Raw genomic sequence first — 15,035 nt, forward strand, 5'->3', positions numbered from 1 at the left:
TAGAATGTTCCAGCAAGAAGTTACCATTACCGCACCTAACGGCCTTCATACCCGTCCTGCAGCTCAGTTCGTGAAAGAAGCTAAGGCTTTCCAGTCAGACATCACTGTGACCTCTAATGGCAAATCTGCCAGCGCGAAAAGCCTGTTCAAACTGCAGACTCTGGGTCTGACTCAGGGTACGGTTGTTACGCTGTCTGCTGAAGGTGAAGATGAGCAGCAAGCGGTTGAGCACCTGGTGAAACTGATGGCTGAGCTGGAGTAATTCCGCTCAGGCAAGCAACTAAACCGACTCCTTTGCCCCATTGAGTGCAAATATCTTGATCGCGGACAACCTGTCCGCGTTCTTGCTTCCTTAGAGTACTGTTCCGCGACAGTGGCAACGCATTGGGTCAATGAGCCATCGTGATTAAAAGGTAGGGTTATGATTTCAGGCATTTTAGCATCACCGGGTATCGCTTTCGGCAAAGCACTTCTGCTGAAGGAAGATGAGATCGTCATCAGCCGTAAAAAAATTACTGACGATCAGGTTGAGCAAGAAGTTCAACGCTTCCTTGATGGACGTGGCAAAGCGGCAGTACAGCTCGAAGCCATCCGTGTCAAAGCCGGTGAAACCCTCGGTGAAGAGAAAGCGGCGATCTTTGAAGGTCACATCATGCTGCTCGAAGACGAAGAGCTTGAGCAGGAAATCATCGACCTGATTAAGAAAGATCACGCAACGGCTGACGCTGCGGCGTACTCTGTCATTGATGGCCAGGCCAAGGCGTTGGAAGAACTCGACGACGAATACCTGAAAGAGCGTGCGGCTGACGTGCGTGACATCGGTAAGCGTCTGCTGCAAAACATCCTCGGTCTGCATATTGTCGACCTGGGTGCTATCGCAGAAGAATCTATTCTGGTGGCGAAAGATTTAACGCCGTCAGAAACCGCACAGCTGAACCTGAAGAAGGTGCTGGGCTTTATCACCGATATCGGTGGCCGTACTTCGCATACGTCCATCATGGCGCGTTCTCTGGAGATCCCAGCGATTGTCGGTACCGGTAACGTCACCACGCAAATCAAAAACGGTGATTTCCTGATCCTCGATGGCGTGAATAACAAGATTTACGTTAATCCTACCGATGCTGAACAAGAAGAGCTGAAAGCCATCCAGACTCAGTACCTGTCTGAAAAACACGAACTGGCGAAGCTGAAAGATCTGCCCGCTATCACGCTGGACGGCCATCAGGTGGAAGTGTGCGCTAACATCGGTACCGTGCGCGATGTCGCTGGTGCAGAGCGCAACGGTGCGGAAGGCGTGGGCCTGTATCGTACCGAGTTCCTGTTTATGGACCGCGATTCACTGCCAACTGAAGAAGAGCAATTCCAGGCGTACAAAGCGGTGGCGGAAGCCATGGGCTCTCAGGCCGTTATCGTGCGTACCATGGACATCGGCGGCGATAAAGATCTGCCGTACATGAACCTGCCGAAAGAGGACAACCCGTTCCTCGGCTGGCGTGCGATTCGTATCGCCATGGATCGTAAAGAGATTCTGCATGCACAGCTGCGCGCTATCCTGCGTGCCTCATCCTTCGGCAAACTGCGCATTATGTTCCCGATGATCATTTCGGTGGAAGAAGTGCGTGCGCTGAAGGCCGAGCTGGAACTGCTGAAAACCCAGCTGCGCGAAGAAGGCAAAGCCTTTGATGAGACCATTGAAGTGGGCATTATGGTGGAAACACCGGCTTCAGCGGTGATTGCGCGTCATCTGGCGAAAGAAGTCGACTTCTTTAGTATTGGGACAAATGACCTGACGCAGTATACTCTGGCGGTCGATCGTGGTAATGATTTGATTTCACACCTCTATAACCCAATGACGCCATCGGTACTCGGCCTCATTAAGCAAGTGATCGACGCATCACATGCCGAAGGGAAATGGACCGGCATGTGTGGTGAGCTGGCTGGTGATGAACGTGCTACACTACTGTTACTGGGAATGGGGCTGGACGAATTCAGCATGAGTGCCATTTCAATCCCGAGCATCAAGAAGATTATTCGTAATACTAATTTCGAAGATGCGAAGGCATTGGCGGAGCAGGCTCTGGCTCAACCCACAGCGGAAGATTTGATGAACCTGGTGAACAAGTTCATTAAAGAAAAAACGCTCTGCTGATCCACGAGACGCTGGCCCCAAATTACTGCTTAGGAGAAGATCATGGGTTTGTTTTCTAAACTTTTTGGCGAAAAATCAGAGAGCGCGTCAGGGACTATTGATATCGTTGCGCCTCTGTCAGGCGAAATCGTGAATATCGAAGACGTACCTGATGTGGTATTTGCTGAGAAAATCGTGGGTGATGGTATCGCCATTAAACCGACCGGCAACAAGATGGTTGCACCGGTTGATGGTACCATTGGCAAGATTTTTGAGACCAACCACGCCTTTTCAATCGAATCTGACAACGGCATCGAGCTGTTCGTCCACTTCGGTATCGATACGGTTGAACTGAAAGGTGAAGGCTTTAAACGCATCGCCGAAGAAGGCCAGAAAGTGAAAAAAGGCGACGTGGTGATCGAGTTTGATCTGCCACTGCTGGAAGAGAAAGCCAAATCCACGCTGACGCCGGTTGTGATTTCGAACATGGACGAAATCAAAGATCTGATCAAACTCTCCGGTCAGGTAACTGTGGGTGAAACCCCGGTTATCCGCATCAAGAAGTAAGCAGCGTCTGGATAGTAAAAACGGCACCCAATGGGTGCCGTTTTTGTTTGTGTGGCTGGCTGGAACTGCAGGGTGCGGTGGCGTTAGGGATGGTGCGGTGGCGTTAGGGATGGTGCGGTGGCGTTAGGGATAGTGCGGTCGGTCAGGACGACCGGGCAGATCGCAAAGACGGCATAAACCATCCCTGGGCCTCGGCCCTCGCCATCCATGGCGAGGGACGCTTTGCTCCTCTGCCCGGTCGTCCTGCCCTACTCCACATAGTGCGTGCTGCTTTTTACTGCGTTAGATGCACGGCTTAGTGCGAATAGGTTCGTAGTATGAGTCGCAATGCATTGCGCGCTTGCCTGTGCTAACCGGACTGCATGGGCGCGCTGCTAGGGATTCACAAGCACAAGGTTAGATTGTGAGCGCTTAAACCTTCAGTCTTGCTTCCAGCGTGGCAGTCGTAACGTTAGCTCTAAGCCACCCTCAGGGCGATTGACCGCCTGTACCTCACCGTGGTGCGCCAGAATCACCTTACGCACGATGGAGAGCCCTAAGCCGTATCCTTTGCCCATCAGTGGCGAATTAACGCGTACGAAGGGATCGAAGATGCTGGAAAGCTTTTCGTCGTCAACGCCCGGGCCCTGATCGCGCACGCGAATCGCCAGCCATTGATTCTCCGCCTGTAGCCTCACGCTGATATGCTGGCCTTTGTGCGAGAAGCGCAACGCATTACGCAGGACGTTCTCTACACCACGGCGAATCAACTCGGCATTGCCGTGCACGGTGTAGTCGGCGTTCTCATCGACCTGAAAGTCGACTTTTACGCCCGGAATCTGTGCCTCATAGCGCACGTCCGTGACCACCGCGTGCAGCAGGCCAGTGAGATCGAAATACTGCTCACCCGGCATACTTTCATGTTCCGCACGCGATAGCGTCAGCAATTCGCCAATCATCTTGTCGAGACGACGCGCTTCTTCATCGATGCGGTTCAGAGAGGATTCCACTGATTCCGGCGTTTGCCGCGCCAGACCGGTTGCCAGTTGCAGGCGCGCCAGCGGTGAACGCAGTTCGTGGGAGATGTCGTGCAGTAATTCCTCACGCGCCTTCACCAGCGTATCCAGGCGCTCCACCATGGCATCAAAGTCTTGCGCCACGCTGGAGAGTTCATCATGACGACGACGCATGACCGGATAGAGTCGCACCGACAAATCGCCGCTGGATACGCGGGCAAAGCCTTCACGCAGCTGGCGCATTGGGCGCGTCAGGTTCCAGGCCAGTAATAAGCTGAACAGTAATCCTAGCGCCCCGGCAAAGGTGAACATCGGCTCTGGGATGTTGAGGATACGTCGCGGGCCACCGCCACCCATCGAACTATCCTCGCGCAATCCTTTAACGTCGTAACGCAGCTCGTACTCTTTGCCATCCTGCCCTTTCACCCAACGGACGATGATATCCGGGAACGGACCATGGAAGGGTTCACTGAAGGTTTCCGGCGGCGCATTGCCGGGCGTAGCGGCAGGTTTTTCATGCTGAATGACCGAGAAGAACTGGCGGTCGTTGGGTTCCCAATCGGCCATCATGTCATCCAGTGAACTCGGTCCGCCGCGCTCCAATACAGAAACCGCGGACGCCATCTGTAAATTCACAATACGACGGATAGCCACAATTTCGGGTGGCTCGTGACGATTACCGGAAAGCGTAAAACCAAGCCACAGCAGCTGGCTGATGATGACAAAGACAATCCAGAAGCCCAGCAAGATCTTCCAGAACATGCGGCCGCGGTAGCTGTGTTTCATCGAATGCGATAACCAATACTGCGCACAGTTTCAATGTTGATGCTGTCGGCGGTGAGCGCGGCCAGCTTCTGGCGGATATTGCTGATGTGCACATCCACGCTGCGATCGTAAGCTTCACGCGGACGACCGAGCCCTTTTTCTGACAATTCGTCCTTCGAAACCACGCGATCGGGCGCACGCAGCAGCAGATCCAGCAGGTTGAACTCCGAGGCGGTCAGATCAAAGGCTTTGCCCTGCCATTCGGTGATGCGCGTGGCCGGATTCAGGCTCAGCTCACCCCAGCGCAGCAGTTCTTTTTTGTCCTGAACCGGTGCCTGATCTTCGAAACGACGCAGTACGGCACGCAGACGCGCCACCAGCTCACGCGGGTAGCATGGCTTTGGTACATAATCATCCGCACCCATTTCCAGGCCGATAACGCGATCGATATTGTCGCCTTTCGCCGTCAACATGATCACCGGCAAACGGCTGTTCTGGCGCACCTGACGCAGCACATCAATACCGCTCATATCCGGCAGCATAATGTCGAGAATCATCGCGGTATAGTTGCCCGACAGCGCCCCTTCAATCCCGGCGGTTCCGGTTAAAACCAGTTGCGTTTCAAAGCCTTCCGCAATCAGGTACTGGCTCAGCATGGTGCCAAGTTCTACATCGTCATCAACAAGCAGAATTTTCATCTTTATCTCTCGTACAAAATTGCCGCTATTTTGGCCTGAGTTGGCAATGAGCGCAGCCGATTTTACTCGATCCTTACAGTGCCAACACCAGAGGATTATCAGGGAGACTATAGACAAAAATGGCCCGGTCGCACCACAACAGCACGCGCAGGCCAGATAAAATGCGGGGAAGAGAAGATCAGTGGAACACGCCGGTGGAGAGATAGCGGTCACCGCGATCGCAAACTATCGCCACCACGACGCTGCCGGGATGGGCATTAGCGATGCGCAGCGCACCGGCCACCGCGCCACCAGAACTCACGCCGCAGAAAATCCCTTCACGTTGCGCTAGCGCACGCATGGTTTTTTCGGCTTCCAGCTGCGCCATATCGATGACCTCATCCACTAACTCAGGACGGAAAATCCCCGGCAGATAAGCTTCAGGCCAGCGACGAATGCCCGGAATGCTGCTGCCCTCCTGCGGCTGTAAACCAATGACTTTCACGGCGGGTGCAAACTCTTTCAGATAGCGTCCAACGCCGGTGATGGTGCCCGTGGTGCCCATACTGGAGACAAAATGGGTCATGCGGCCCTGCGTCTGCTGCCAGATTTCCGGGCCGGTGGTGAGATAGTGGCCGAGGGGATTGTCGGGATTATTGAACTGATCCAACACCCGGCCCTCACCGCGATCGGCCATCTCTTGCGCTAAATCGCGTGCGCCTTCCATGCCCTGTTCGCGCGTCACCAAAATCAATTCCGCGCCGTAGGCACGCATCGCGTCCTGCCGCTCCTGGCTCATGTTATCCGGCATCAGCAGGCGTAACCTATAGCCTTTCATCGCCGCGATCATCGCCAGTGCGATACCGGTATTCCCACTGGTGGCTTCAATCAGCGTATCGCCGGGTTGAATGTCACCGCGCTGTTCCGCCTGATGAATCATCGACCAGGCAGCACGATCTTTTACCGAACCGGCCGGATTATTGCCTTCCAGCTTTAACCAGATTTCACTGCCGTTATCGGGCGTCAGGCGTTGCAGCCTGATCAACGGTGTATTACCGATGGTATTTTCCAGTGTGGTCACGGTTTGATTCCAGACAGAAGAGAGGCAAATAAATCGGGCGGGAAAATCCCGCCCGAAGGAGTGTCAAAAATATCAGGCGCTTTCGGCAAAGGCAACCGGACGCAGCGGCGTCATGCCGTTGTACAGTCGTGCCTGCTGCAGGCCAACAAACAGGCGTTCGCCGCGAATCGGAGCGGTGTGATCGCCGTCATAGACCACGGAGAAGACCTCACCCTGCCAGCCGCTTGGCTGCACCACTAATTGCCAGAAGTGACCACGTGGACTGATCTCCAGCACTTGCACCGGCAACGGGGTTTCGAGGCTGCTCTGACGTGAGATATCGACTTCCCACGGACGCAGGAACAGCTCAACTTCGCCCTGATGCGCGGGCGTATAGCCCAGCGGCCAGCGATGCGCCCCCACATGGAACTGTGAACCGTGTACCTCACCGTCGAAGCGATTCACTTCGCCGAGGAACTCCAGCACAAAGCGGGTGGCCGGTTCCTGCCACACTTCATCCGGCGTGCCGACCTGTTCGATATTGCCCTGGCTCATCACCACCACGCTATCAGCGACTTCCATCGCCTCTTCCTGGTCATGGGTGACGAACACGCTGGTAAATTTCAACTCTTCATGCAACTGACGCAGCCAGCGACGCAGCTCTTTACGCACCTGCGCATCCAGCGCGCCGAAAGGTTCATCCAGCAGCAAGATCTGCGGTTCCACTGCCAGCGCACGCGCCAATGCCACGCGCTGCTTCTGTCCACCCGAAAGCTGCGCCGGGAAACGATTAGCGAGATGCGCCAGCTGCACCATTTCCAGCAGGCGTGTTACACGCTGTTTGATTTCAGCGGCAGATGGGCGCTCACGGCGTGGCAACACGGTTAAACCAAAGGCGATGTTATCGAACACGGTCATATGGCGGAACAGCGCATAGTGCTGGAACACGAAGCCGACCTGACGATCGCGCGCGTGAATGCGGCTGACATCTTTACCGTGGAAATGAATCTGCCCGCTGTTCTGATGCTCCAGACCCGCGATGATGCGCAGCAGCGTGGTTTTGCCCGAGCCCGACGGCCCCAGCAGCGCCACCATTTTGCCGGTAGGAATATCCAGAGAGATATCGTTTAGCACCGGCGTACGGCCGAACGCTTTGTTAATGTGTTTAATCTCAATGCTCATGATTTTCCTCCTGTTGGCGCTTCTGCTGATGCTCTAATCGCCACTGCACCACGCTTTTCAGAAACAGCGTCAAAATGGCCATCAGGGTTAACAACGCAGCCGCGGTAAAGGCGCCAACCGTGTTGTAATCCTGATGCAGTAATTCAACCTGAAGCGGTAAGGTATAGGTCTCACCGCGAATCGATCCCGAGACCACCGAGACCGCACCAAACTCGCCAATGGCACGGGCATTGGTAAGCACCACGCCGTACATCAGCGCCCAGCGAATGTTTGGTAACGTCACGCGGCGGAACATCTGCCAGCCCGATGCGCCTAACAGCACCGCGGCTTCATCTTCATTGCTGCCCTGGCTCAACATCACCGGCACCAGTTCGCGCACCACAAACGGACAGGTCACGAAGACAGTGGCCAGCACCATGCCCGGCCAGGCAAACATAATCTGGATGTTGTGCGCATCCAGCCAACCACCCGCCGGGCCGTTGATGCCCCAGAACAGCAGATACATCAGCCCCGCCACCACCGGTGACACGGCAAAAGGAATATCAAACAGCGTCAGCAGCAGTTGGCGGCCAGGGAAAGTAAAGCGCGTTACCAGCCATGCCAGCAGCGTACCGAACACCAGATTGACCGGCACGGTAATCAGCGCCACCAGAATCGTCAGCCAGATGGCGTGCAGCATGTCACCATCTTTTAAATTAGAGAGCGAGGCGACGATCCCCTGGCTCAGTGCCTCCCAGAAGATCGAGATCATCGGGACCACCAGCAACAGGAAAGAGACCAGTGCACCCACGCCAATCAGCAGCCATTTACCCCAGTTCACCGGCTGACGCTCAGCGTGATTAATCTGCGAAATCTCCGCCATTAGTGGCCTCCTAAGCGACGGCCAAAGCGGCTCTGCAAGGTGTTAATGGCGAACAGCAACAGCAGCGAAGCGGCCATGATGACCGAGGCGATAGCACTGGCCGCCGGATAATCAAACTCTTGCAGGCGGACAAAAATCATCAGCGAGGTGACTTCGGTTTTCCACGCGATGTTACCCGCAATAAAGATAACTGCACCAAACTCACCCAGGCTGCGCGTGAAGGATAACGCCGTGCCGGCTAACAGCGCGGGCGCCACTTCCGGCAGCACCACACGGCGGAAACTCTGCCACGGAGTCGCTCCGAGGGTTTCCGCTGCTTCTTCATATTCCGGGCCTAACTCTTCCAGCACTGGTTGCACGGTGCGCACCACAAACGGGATGCTGGTGAAGGCCATCGCCACCGCAATGCCCAGCCAGGTGTAAGAGACTTTAATATCGAAATGAGCCAGCCATTGCCCATACCAACCACTCACCGAGAACAACCCCGCCAGCGTCAGACCGGCAACGGCGGTAGGCAATGCAAACGGCAGATCCATTAAGCCATCCAGCAACGCGCGGCCGGGGAAGCGGTAACGGGTCAGAATCCATGCCATTAACATGCCAAAGAACGCATTGAAGATGGACGCCACGCCCGCTGACAACAGCGTGACTTTATACGCCGCAATCAGCTGCGGATTGGTGACCACATCCCAATATTGTGCCAGTGTCATGTTGGACAGTTGCATCAGCAGTGCGCTGATCGGCAACAGCAGGATCAGGCAGGTAAACAGCAGGCTGGTGCCGAGGCTGAGACCGAACCCTGGCAGCACGCGCTTTTGCGCTAAAGCAAACATCAACCGCGCCCCGCTGCCAGTAATTTATCCAGCTCACCGCCGCTGGCAAAATGGGTTTTCATCACGTTATCCCAGCCACCAAAGGCATCCTGCACATTAAACAGCGCGGTCTGCGGGAAGCGGTCTTTCTGTTCCGCCATCAGCTGTGGATTGTTCACGCGATAATAGAAACCGGTAATGATTTTCTGCGCCTCAGGGGAATAGAGGAAATTCAGATAGGCTTTGGCCGCGACAGCGGTGCCGTTGTGCTCAACGTTTTTGTCGACCCACGCCACCGGAAACTCCGCCAGAATATTGGTCTTAGGCACGATGACTTCGTAGTCATCTTTGCCGTACTGATTGCGGATGTTGTTCACTTCCGATTCGAAGCTGATCAGCACATCCCCTAAACCGCGTTCGGCGAAGGTGGTCGTCGCGCCACGGCCGCCGGTATCAAACACCTCGACGTTTTTCAGGAATTTCGTCATAAAGGCTTCGGTTTTGGCTTTGTCTTTACCATCCGCCTGGTCGGCTGCGCCCCAGGCGGCCAGATAGGTATAACGGCCATTACCGGAGGTTTTTGGATTCGGGAATACCAGCTTCACGTTGTCTCGTGCCAGATCCGACCAATCATGGATCTGCTTAGGGTTCCCTTTGCGTACCAGAAACGCCATGGTGGAGTAAAACGGTGAGCTGTTGTTCGGCAGACGAGTTTGCCAGTCGGCTGGAATCAGGTTGCCTTTATCATGCAGCACCTGCACATCCGTCACCTGGTTGTAAGTCACCACGTCCGCGCGCAGGCCCTGCAAGATAGCCAGCGCTTGTTTTGATGACCCGGCATGCGATTGTTTAATCGTCAGCTTGTCAGTGGGGTGCGCAGCATTCCACTGTTGTTCAAATGGCGCATTCAGGGCAACAAACAGCTCGCGCGAGACATCATAAGAGCTGTTCAACAACTCTGTTGCCTGCGCTGCACCGGCTAACGCCAGTGACAAGGCGATTCCGCTCATCCATTTTTTCGCAATCGGAAGTGTCATGCTGCACCCTGCTCGTCGGCGAAATCGCCAATGCCATTAGATGCTGTCAGTGTATTTATAACTCAGGGCAAACCAGTAACGGTTTTATATATCGTTTGGGGATTTCAAAGTCTAAAAAGGCATAAGACGGCGGGAGAGATTATGCAACAGACGGGATTCGTGGTGAGCGGCACGCAAGGCCGCTCACTGGCGTATTACAGCGCTTGCAGGGCATCCAGCGCAGGCGCAAAGAAGTAGCTGCCCGTTACCGGCTTAGTGAAGCGCAGCATCGCATCCATTTTGCCGTCACGCTCGCCGAACATGCTCAGCAGTTGCTGCTCGATGTTATACAAGCGGTTGCAGTACGAGATGAAATACAGGCCATGAGTGCCGCTGGCCGAACCATACGGCAGGCTCTGGCGCAGAATCTTCAGCCCTTTGCCCTCTTCTTTCAAATCAACGCGGCTGAGATGCGAGGTGGTGGGACGTTGATCGCCCGGCAACTCTTCATTATCCACTTTGGTGCGGCCAATAATCGCTTCCTGCTTTTCCACTGCCATACGATTCCACAGTTTGAGATTGTGCTCCCAGCGCTGAGTGAATACATAGCTGCCACCGGCATCCGGGCCTTCAGCGATAATTGCCACCTGCTGACGCGCCTCGCCTTGCGGGTTTTCCGTGCCATCAACAAAGCCGGAAAGATCGCGCTCTTCCACCCAGCGGAAGCCGTGGGTCTCTTCTTCAATATTCACGGCGTCAGCAAAGGCCGCTAATGCCGCCTGTGCCAGCGAGAAATTCACGTCATGACGCAGAGATTGGATATGGATCAGCAGGTCGCGTTGCGTGGCGGGTGCAATGCCTTTGCCCAATGGCGAAAAGGCTTTCAATTCTGGCGCTGAATCCGCGCCTTGCAGATCGCGCCACAGCGCATCACCAAAGGCGATCACTGCGCCCAATCCGGCATCGGCGAATTTCTGTTGCAGCGCATCGAGTTGTTGCAGGAAGGTTTTGCTCCCCTGGCGGACAGTATCGAGATCGCCCGTAATACGAGCTTCTAGCCAAATGGCGAAACGGCGGTGTTCCAACAGGATCCCGCTCTGGAATTGAGACATTGCACTGCTCTCCGGCATGAAAGTTAGGACGATTTTTCGCCCATATCATACCGGAAAGCCACACAGTGATTGTGCGTTAACGCAATTATTTTTTGCTTAGCGCTGCCAGACGATTTTGCTGATTTTCCAGCTTTTCAAGGTGTCGTCAGCCGGCATCAATCCCTCTGGTCCATGCCCTTCGCCGCTGTAGACATAAGAGATGTGCTGACTGCCCGGTGCGCGACATTCAACATCGCGCGCATCTAATCCGGTAGTGAGTTTGCAGTTGTCGAAGGCTTTGCTGAATTTTGCACTGAACAGATCGCCAATCTTGCTGCCGTCTGCACTCTTTGCATCGGCATCCATTACTTCAACGCGTTCAACGCTGCTCTGGCCGTTGATCACCAGTTTCACTTTGCCATCTTCCAGCGCCTGCCAGAAATCAACCACCTGACCATTCTGCGTGCGCATGCCCTGACGCAGCTGATAATCATTGTTCAACGCTTTACCGATCGCCGTTTCTGACATCGAGGTGGTGCTGCTTAAGCCTGCCACGCCTTGTTCGGTCACGGTTAGCGAGCCGCCAAACCAGTTCATTGGATTGAGTGCCGACCAGTGATAACTCAGCGGATTATACCAATGGCTTTCGCTCGCGCTGGAGGCGGTAGAGGAACCTGAACTGGCGCAACCTGCCAGCATCATGGCGCTAACCAGCAGTGCGGGACGAACAACTTTCATGAATGCTCCTTGATCTCTTGTGCCGATTGGCGTGCCTGTTGGAGTCACAAACCGGCAAAAAGTTTATTCAATGTGATGTTCTGGCAGAAAACAGTCGCGCAGGCGCTGATGGGTTTGCAGCCAGACCAGCGCCAGCAGGTCAAACAGGGTTAACAACAGCGGCAGCGGGGAATCAGGAAAAGCGCCTTGCCAAAGACCGTAGCCCTGCGATAGCAGGCTGATCAACAACGACACACTCAGCACATGTCGCCAGGTCTGCCACAGGCGCGGCCAGCGTTGACGATAGCCGGTCAGCAGCAAGCCCATCGCCGCCGGAATGCCCAGCGCCAGGCCAATCCAAAAGCTCTGACGATCGGGATAGAACAGTGCCAGCAGATCATTGCCTTGCTGACGAGATGCGCCCGCCATCACCAGCAATAACCAGGTTCGCGCCTGCAATAACAGAATCAGCCAGAAAAGAAACGGCAGCCGTAGCTGCCCTTTTGCATCGTATTCATCTGGCAAATATTTCAGCCCCATCATCGGCGGCTTAATATTCGCGGTCTTCGATTAAACGTTTACCCAGCAACACCGAATCCACAGGCTCGTAATCGAGTTTCTCGTAGAAGGCGAGCACCTGGTCATTTTCTTCACGCACCATCAGATTGATTTTCGGACAGCCGCGCGCGATTAACTTCTTCTCCAGGCGATTCATCAGCGCATTAGCAAATCCGCGCCCCTGGTAATCGGGATGCACCGCCAGATAGTAGACCGATCCGCGATGGCCATCGTAACCGCCCATCACCGTGCCGACCACTTCACCGCCGACTTCCGCCACCAGAAAAAGCTCCGGATCGTGGTTCATTTTACGTTCGATATCCAGTTCCGGATCGTTCCACGGACGTAACAGATCGCAACGCTCCCAGAGCGTGATCACTTCTTCAAAATCTTCCTGGCGGAATGAGCGGATTTCCATCGGCGTTACCCTGCTATTAAGCACAATTCGCTGATTATCACGCATTCTTTGCCAGGCGCAACCCTCCCGCCGCGCAACGGTGGAAAAAAACGGCTAAATTGCTGTTAGTAACGTGTAATACAAAGTAATGCGCTGAAATGGTTGTGAAGTCGCCGCAAGGCAGTTGTTACGATATAACACTGGGCAGGATTTTCTGTCAGGGACCCCATTATGAGTAAAATTTCACTGCTGAAGCGGCTGACCAATCGCCGCCAGTTGATTCTCTCTGGCCTGGCGCTGGCGGTGCTGTCACCGCGCGCGGTGATGGCAAAAGAAGAGAGCGCCGATTTGCGCGTCAGCAAAGGTCACACCCCGCCGAAGCCGGCCACTAACGGTAAACGCATCGTGATGATCGATCCCGGTCACGGCGGCATTGATTCGGGCGCGGTGGGCGAAGAAGGTTCAGAAGAGAAACATATCGTACTGGCAATCGCCAACACCGTGCGTACGCTGTTGCAAAATCACCCTAAAGTGGAAGTGCGACTGACGCGAGAAAGCGATCACTTTATCCCGCTGTATCAACGCGTGGAGATCGCGCATCAGCACGGCGCCAATCTTTTTATGTCTATCCACGCCGACGGCTACACCAGCCCGGATGCCAACGGCGCGTCGGTATTCGCCCTGTCGAATCGCGGTGCCAGTAGCGCCATGGCGCGCTACATGTCGCAGCGCGAAAACGATGCCGATAAAGTCGGTGGCGCGGCAGTGCAGGAGAAAGATAACTACCTGAACCAGATTCTGTTCGATCTGGTGCAAACGGACACCATCCGCAATAGTCTGACGCTGGGCAAACACGTACTGGATCAAATTCGCCCAGTACATCATCTGCACAGCCAGCACACCGAGCAGGCGGCGTTTGCGGTGTTGAAGTCGCCCTCAATTCCGTCAGTGCTGGTCGAAACTTCCTTTATTACCAACCCGCGTGAGGAGCAACTTCTGGGTACCACTGCCTTTCGCCAGAAGATTGCCAGCGCGATTGCCGACGGTATCGTCAATTACTTCAACGAGTACGATCGTCGCCAGGCGTAGCTCTGTCCTGTGATAGAATTGCGGCAAATTTCCGGAACGAGTGACTCATGAGCAATCCCGATATTTCCCGCGTCAAAGCGTTTTTATTGACGCTACAGGATGAAATTTGCGCCCAGCTGGCCGCTGCCGATGGCACAGCGACCTTCGCCGAAGATGACTGGCAGCGCCCAGGCGGCGGCGGCGGACGCAGCCGCGTATTACGCAACGGCGCGGTGTTTGAGCAGGCAGGCGTGAATTTTTCACACGTGCACGGCGATCAGATGCCCGCCTCTGCCACCGCACATCGCCCTGAACTGGCCGGCCGCAGTTTTGAAGCGATGGGCGTGTCACTCGTGGTCCACCCGGAAAATCCGTATATCCCCACCAGTCATGCCAACGTGCGTTTCTTTATTGCCGAGAAGCCGGGTGCCGATCCCGTATGGTGGTTCGGCGGCGGTTTCGATCTCACGCCGTATTATGGGTTCGAGGAGGATGCACTGCACTGGCATCAAACCGCGTTTGACCTGTGCCAGCCCTTCGGTGAGGACGTCTACTCGCGCTACAAGAAGTGGTGTGATGACTATTTCCACCTCAAGCATCGCAACGAGCAGCGCGGCATCGGCGGGCTGTTTTACGATGACCTGAATACGCCAGACTTTGATCACTGCTTCGATTTTATGCAGGCAGTGGGCAAGGGTTATCTGGATGCCTATTTACCGATTGTCGCGAAGCGCAAGGCGCTGCCATGGGGCGATCGCGAACGTCAGTTCCAGCTCTATCGTCGTGGACGCTATGTTGAATTCAACCTGGTGTGGGATCGCGGCACGCTGTTCGGCCTGCAAACCGGCGGCCGCACCGAATCGATTTTGATGTCGATGCCGCCACTGGTGCGCTGGGAATATGATTACCAAACCGGAGCCGGCACGCCGGAAGCAGCGCTCTACAGTGATTTCTTGCCGGTGAAGGATTGGCTGGGATTGGGTGAATAGTTCTTTTGCAGGAAAGCACAAATGTTGATGGCCTTAGCCCCTCTGCTGCTGCAAGGGCTATCCGCAGCGCTGAGGCTTTTACGTTGGGCCAGGAGATCCACGCAGGGATGCGTGGATCAGTTCGGGGCCGACCAGGGATGGTCGATCCCCG

Annotated in this window: 16 protein-coding genes; 5 read left to right on the forward strand and 11 right to left on the reverse strand. The window is 55.1% G+C overall.

Annotated elements, in window-relative coordinates:
* Positions 1-4: 4 nt before the first annotated feature.
* The 3 genes from ptsH to crr all read left to right on the forward strand — a co-directional run bounded on the left by ptsH (position 5) and on the right by crr (position 2,695).
* Entirely contained in the window at positions 5-262 is a 258-nt protein-coding gene (gene ptsH / locus FD737_RS21755; protein WP_034825876.1) for a phosphocarrier protein Hpr, read from the forward strand.
* 159 nt (positions 263-421) lie between these two features.
* Positions 422-2,149 carry a phosphoenolpyruvate-protein phosphotransferase PtsI gene (ptsI, locus tag FD737_RS21760; protein ID WP_034825874.1) on the forward strand — a complete coding sequence of 576 codons (1,728 nt, stop codon included), beginning with the start codon at positions 422-424 and terminating at the stop codon, positions 2,147-2,149.
* A 42-nt stretch (positions 2,150-2,191) separates the two neighbouring features.
* A complete protein-coding gene (gene crr / locus FD737_RS21765) occupies positions 2,192-2,695 on the forward strand; it encodes a PTS glucose transporter subunit IIA (RefSeq protein WP_034825872.1) in 504 nt (167 codons plus the stop codon).
* Positions 2,696-3,114: 419 nt separating this feature from the next.
* On the opposite strand, the gene FD737_RS21770 is transcribed toward crr, so the two are convergent.
* The 11 genes from FD737_RS21770 to FD737_RS21820 all read right to left on the reverse strand — a co-directional run bounded on the left by FD737_RS21770 (position 3,115) and on the right by FD737_RS21820 (position 12,848).
* Positions 3,115-4,476 (reverse strand): ATP-binding protein, encoded by a 1,362-nt coding sequence (locus FD737_RS21770; protein ID WP_058959070.1) that lies wholly within the window; start codon positions 4,474-4,476, stop codon positions 3,115-3,117.
* The gene (locus FD737_RS21775) at positions 4,473-5,153 is read right to left on the reverse strand and encodes a response regulator transcription factor (RefSeq protein WP_034825869.1); all 681 of its coding nucleotides are present in this window, start codon (positions 5,151-5,153) and stop codon (positions 4,473-4,475) included. The genes FD737_RS21770 and FD737_RS21775 overlap by 4 nt, the downstream gene beginning before the upstream one ends.
* A gap of 178 nt (positions 5,154-5,331) precedes the next feature.
* On the reverse strand, positions 5,332-6,213 hold the full coding sequence (gene cysM / locus FD737_RS21780; protein ID WP_160834574.1) for a cysteine synthase CysM: 882 nt from the start codon (positions 6,211-6,213) through the stop codon (positions 5,332-5,334).
* Between the two features lie 72 nt (positions 6,214-6,285).
* Positions 6,286-7,374: a sulfate/thiosulfate ABC transporter ATP-binding protein CysA gene (gene cysA, locus FD737_RS21785; protein WP_160834575.1), complete on the reverse strand. Its 1,089-nt coding sequence runs from the start codon at positions 7,372-7,374 to the stop codon at positions 6,286-6,288.
* Positions 7,364-8,236, reverse strand: a complete 873-nt coding sequence (gene cysW / locus FD737_RS21790) for a sulfate/thiosulfate ABC transporter permease CysW (RefSeq protein ID WP_160834576.1) — start codon at positions 8,234-8,236, stop codon at positions 7,364-7,366. The genes cysA and cysW overlap by 11 nt, the downstream gene beginning before the upstream one ends.
* Positions 8,236-9,069, reverse strand: a complete 834-nt coding sequence (cysT, locus tag FD737_RS21795; RefSeq protein ID WP_034825859.1) for a sulfate/thiosulfate ABC transporter permease CysT — start codon at positions 9,067-9,069, stop codon at positions 8,236-8,238. Before cysT ends, cysW begins: the two co-directional genes overlap by 1 nt.
* Positions 9,069-10,085, reverse strand: a complete 1,017-nt coding sequence (locus tag FD737_RS21800) for a sulfate ABC transporter substrate-binding protein (protein ID WP_160834577.1) — start codon at positions 10,083-10,085, stop codon at positions 9,069-9,071. Before FD737_RS21800 ends, cysT begins: the two co-directional genes overlap by 1 nt.
* Positions 10,086-10,279: 194 nt before the next feature.
* On the reverse strand, positions 10,280-11,176 hold the full coding sequence (locus FD737_RS21805) for a Dyp-type peroxidase (protein WP_160834578.1): 897 nt from the start codon (positions 11,174-11,176) through the stop codon (positions 10,280-10,282).
* A 96-nt stretch (positions 11,177-11,272) separates the two neighbouring features.
* The gene (locus tag FD737_RS21810) at positions 11,273-11,893 is read right to left on the reverse strand and encodes an RpoE-regulated lipoprotein (protein ID WP_160834579.1); all 621 of its coding nucleotides are present in this window, start codon (positions 11,891-11,893) and stop codon (positions 11,273-11,275) included.
* 63 nt (positions 11,894-11,956) lie between these two features.
* On the reverse strand, positions 11,957-12,415 hold the full coding sequence (locus FD737_RS21815; RefSeq protein ID WP_155287996.1) for a DUF2919 domain-containing protein: 459 nt from the start codon (positions 12,413-12,415) through the stop codon (positions 11,957-11,959).
* Between the two features lie 7 nt (positions 12,416-12,422).
* Positions 12,423-12,848, reverse strand: coding sequence for a GNAT family acetyltransferase (locus FD737_RS21820; protein WP_034825851.1), 426 nt, complete (start codon positions 12,846-12,848; stop codon positions 12,423-12,425).
* A 210-nt stretch (positions 12,849-13,058) separates the two neighbouring features.
* On the opposite strand from FD737_RS21820, the gene amiA reads away from it, so the two are divergent.
* Together amiA and hemF are read left to right on the forward strand one after the other, a co-directional pair.
* Positions 13,059-13,916 (forward strand): N-acetylmuramoyl-L-alanine amidase AmiA, encoded by an 858-nt coding sequence (gene amiA, locus FD737_RS21825; protein ID WP_097118565.1) that lies wholly within the window; start codon positions 13,059-13,061, stop codon positions 13,914-13,916.
* Positions 13,917-13,963: 47 nt separating this feature from the next.
* On the forward strand, positions 13,964-14,884 hold the full coding sequence (gene hemF / locus FD737_RS21830) for an oxygen-dependent coproporphyrinogen oxidase (protein WP_160834580.1): 921 nt from the start codon (positions 13,964-13,966) through the stop codon (positions 14,882-14,884).
* The last annotated feature ends 151 nt before the right edge of the window (positions 14,885-15,035 follow it).

Origin of the sequence: Pantoea sp. Seng (assembly GCF_009829935.1) — a bacterium.
Classification (GTDB): Bacteria; Pseudomonadota; Gammaproteobacteria; order Enterobacterales; family Enterobacteriaceae; genus Pantoea; species Pantoea communis.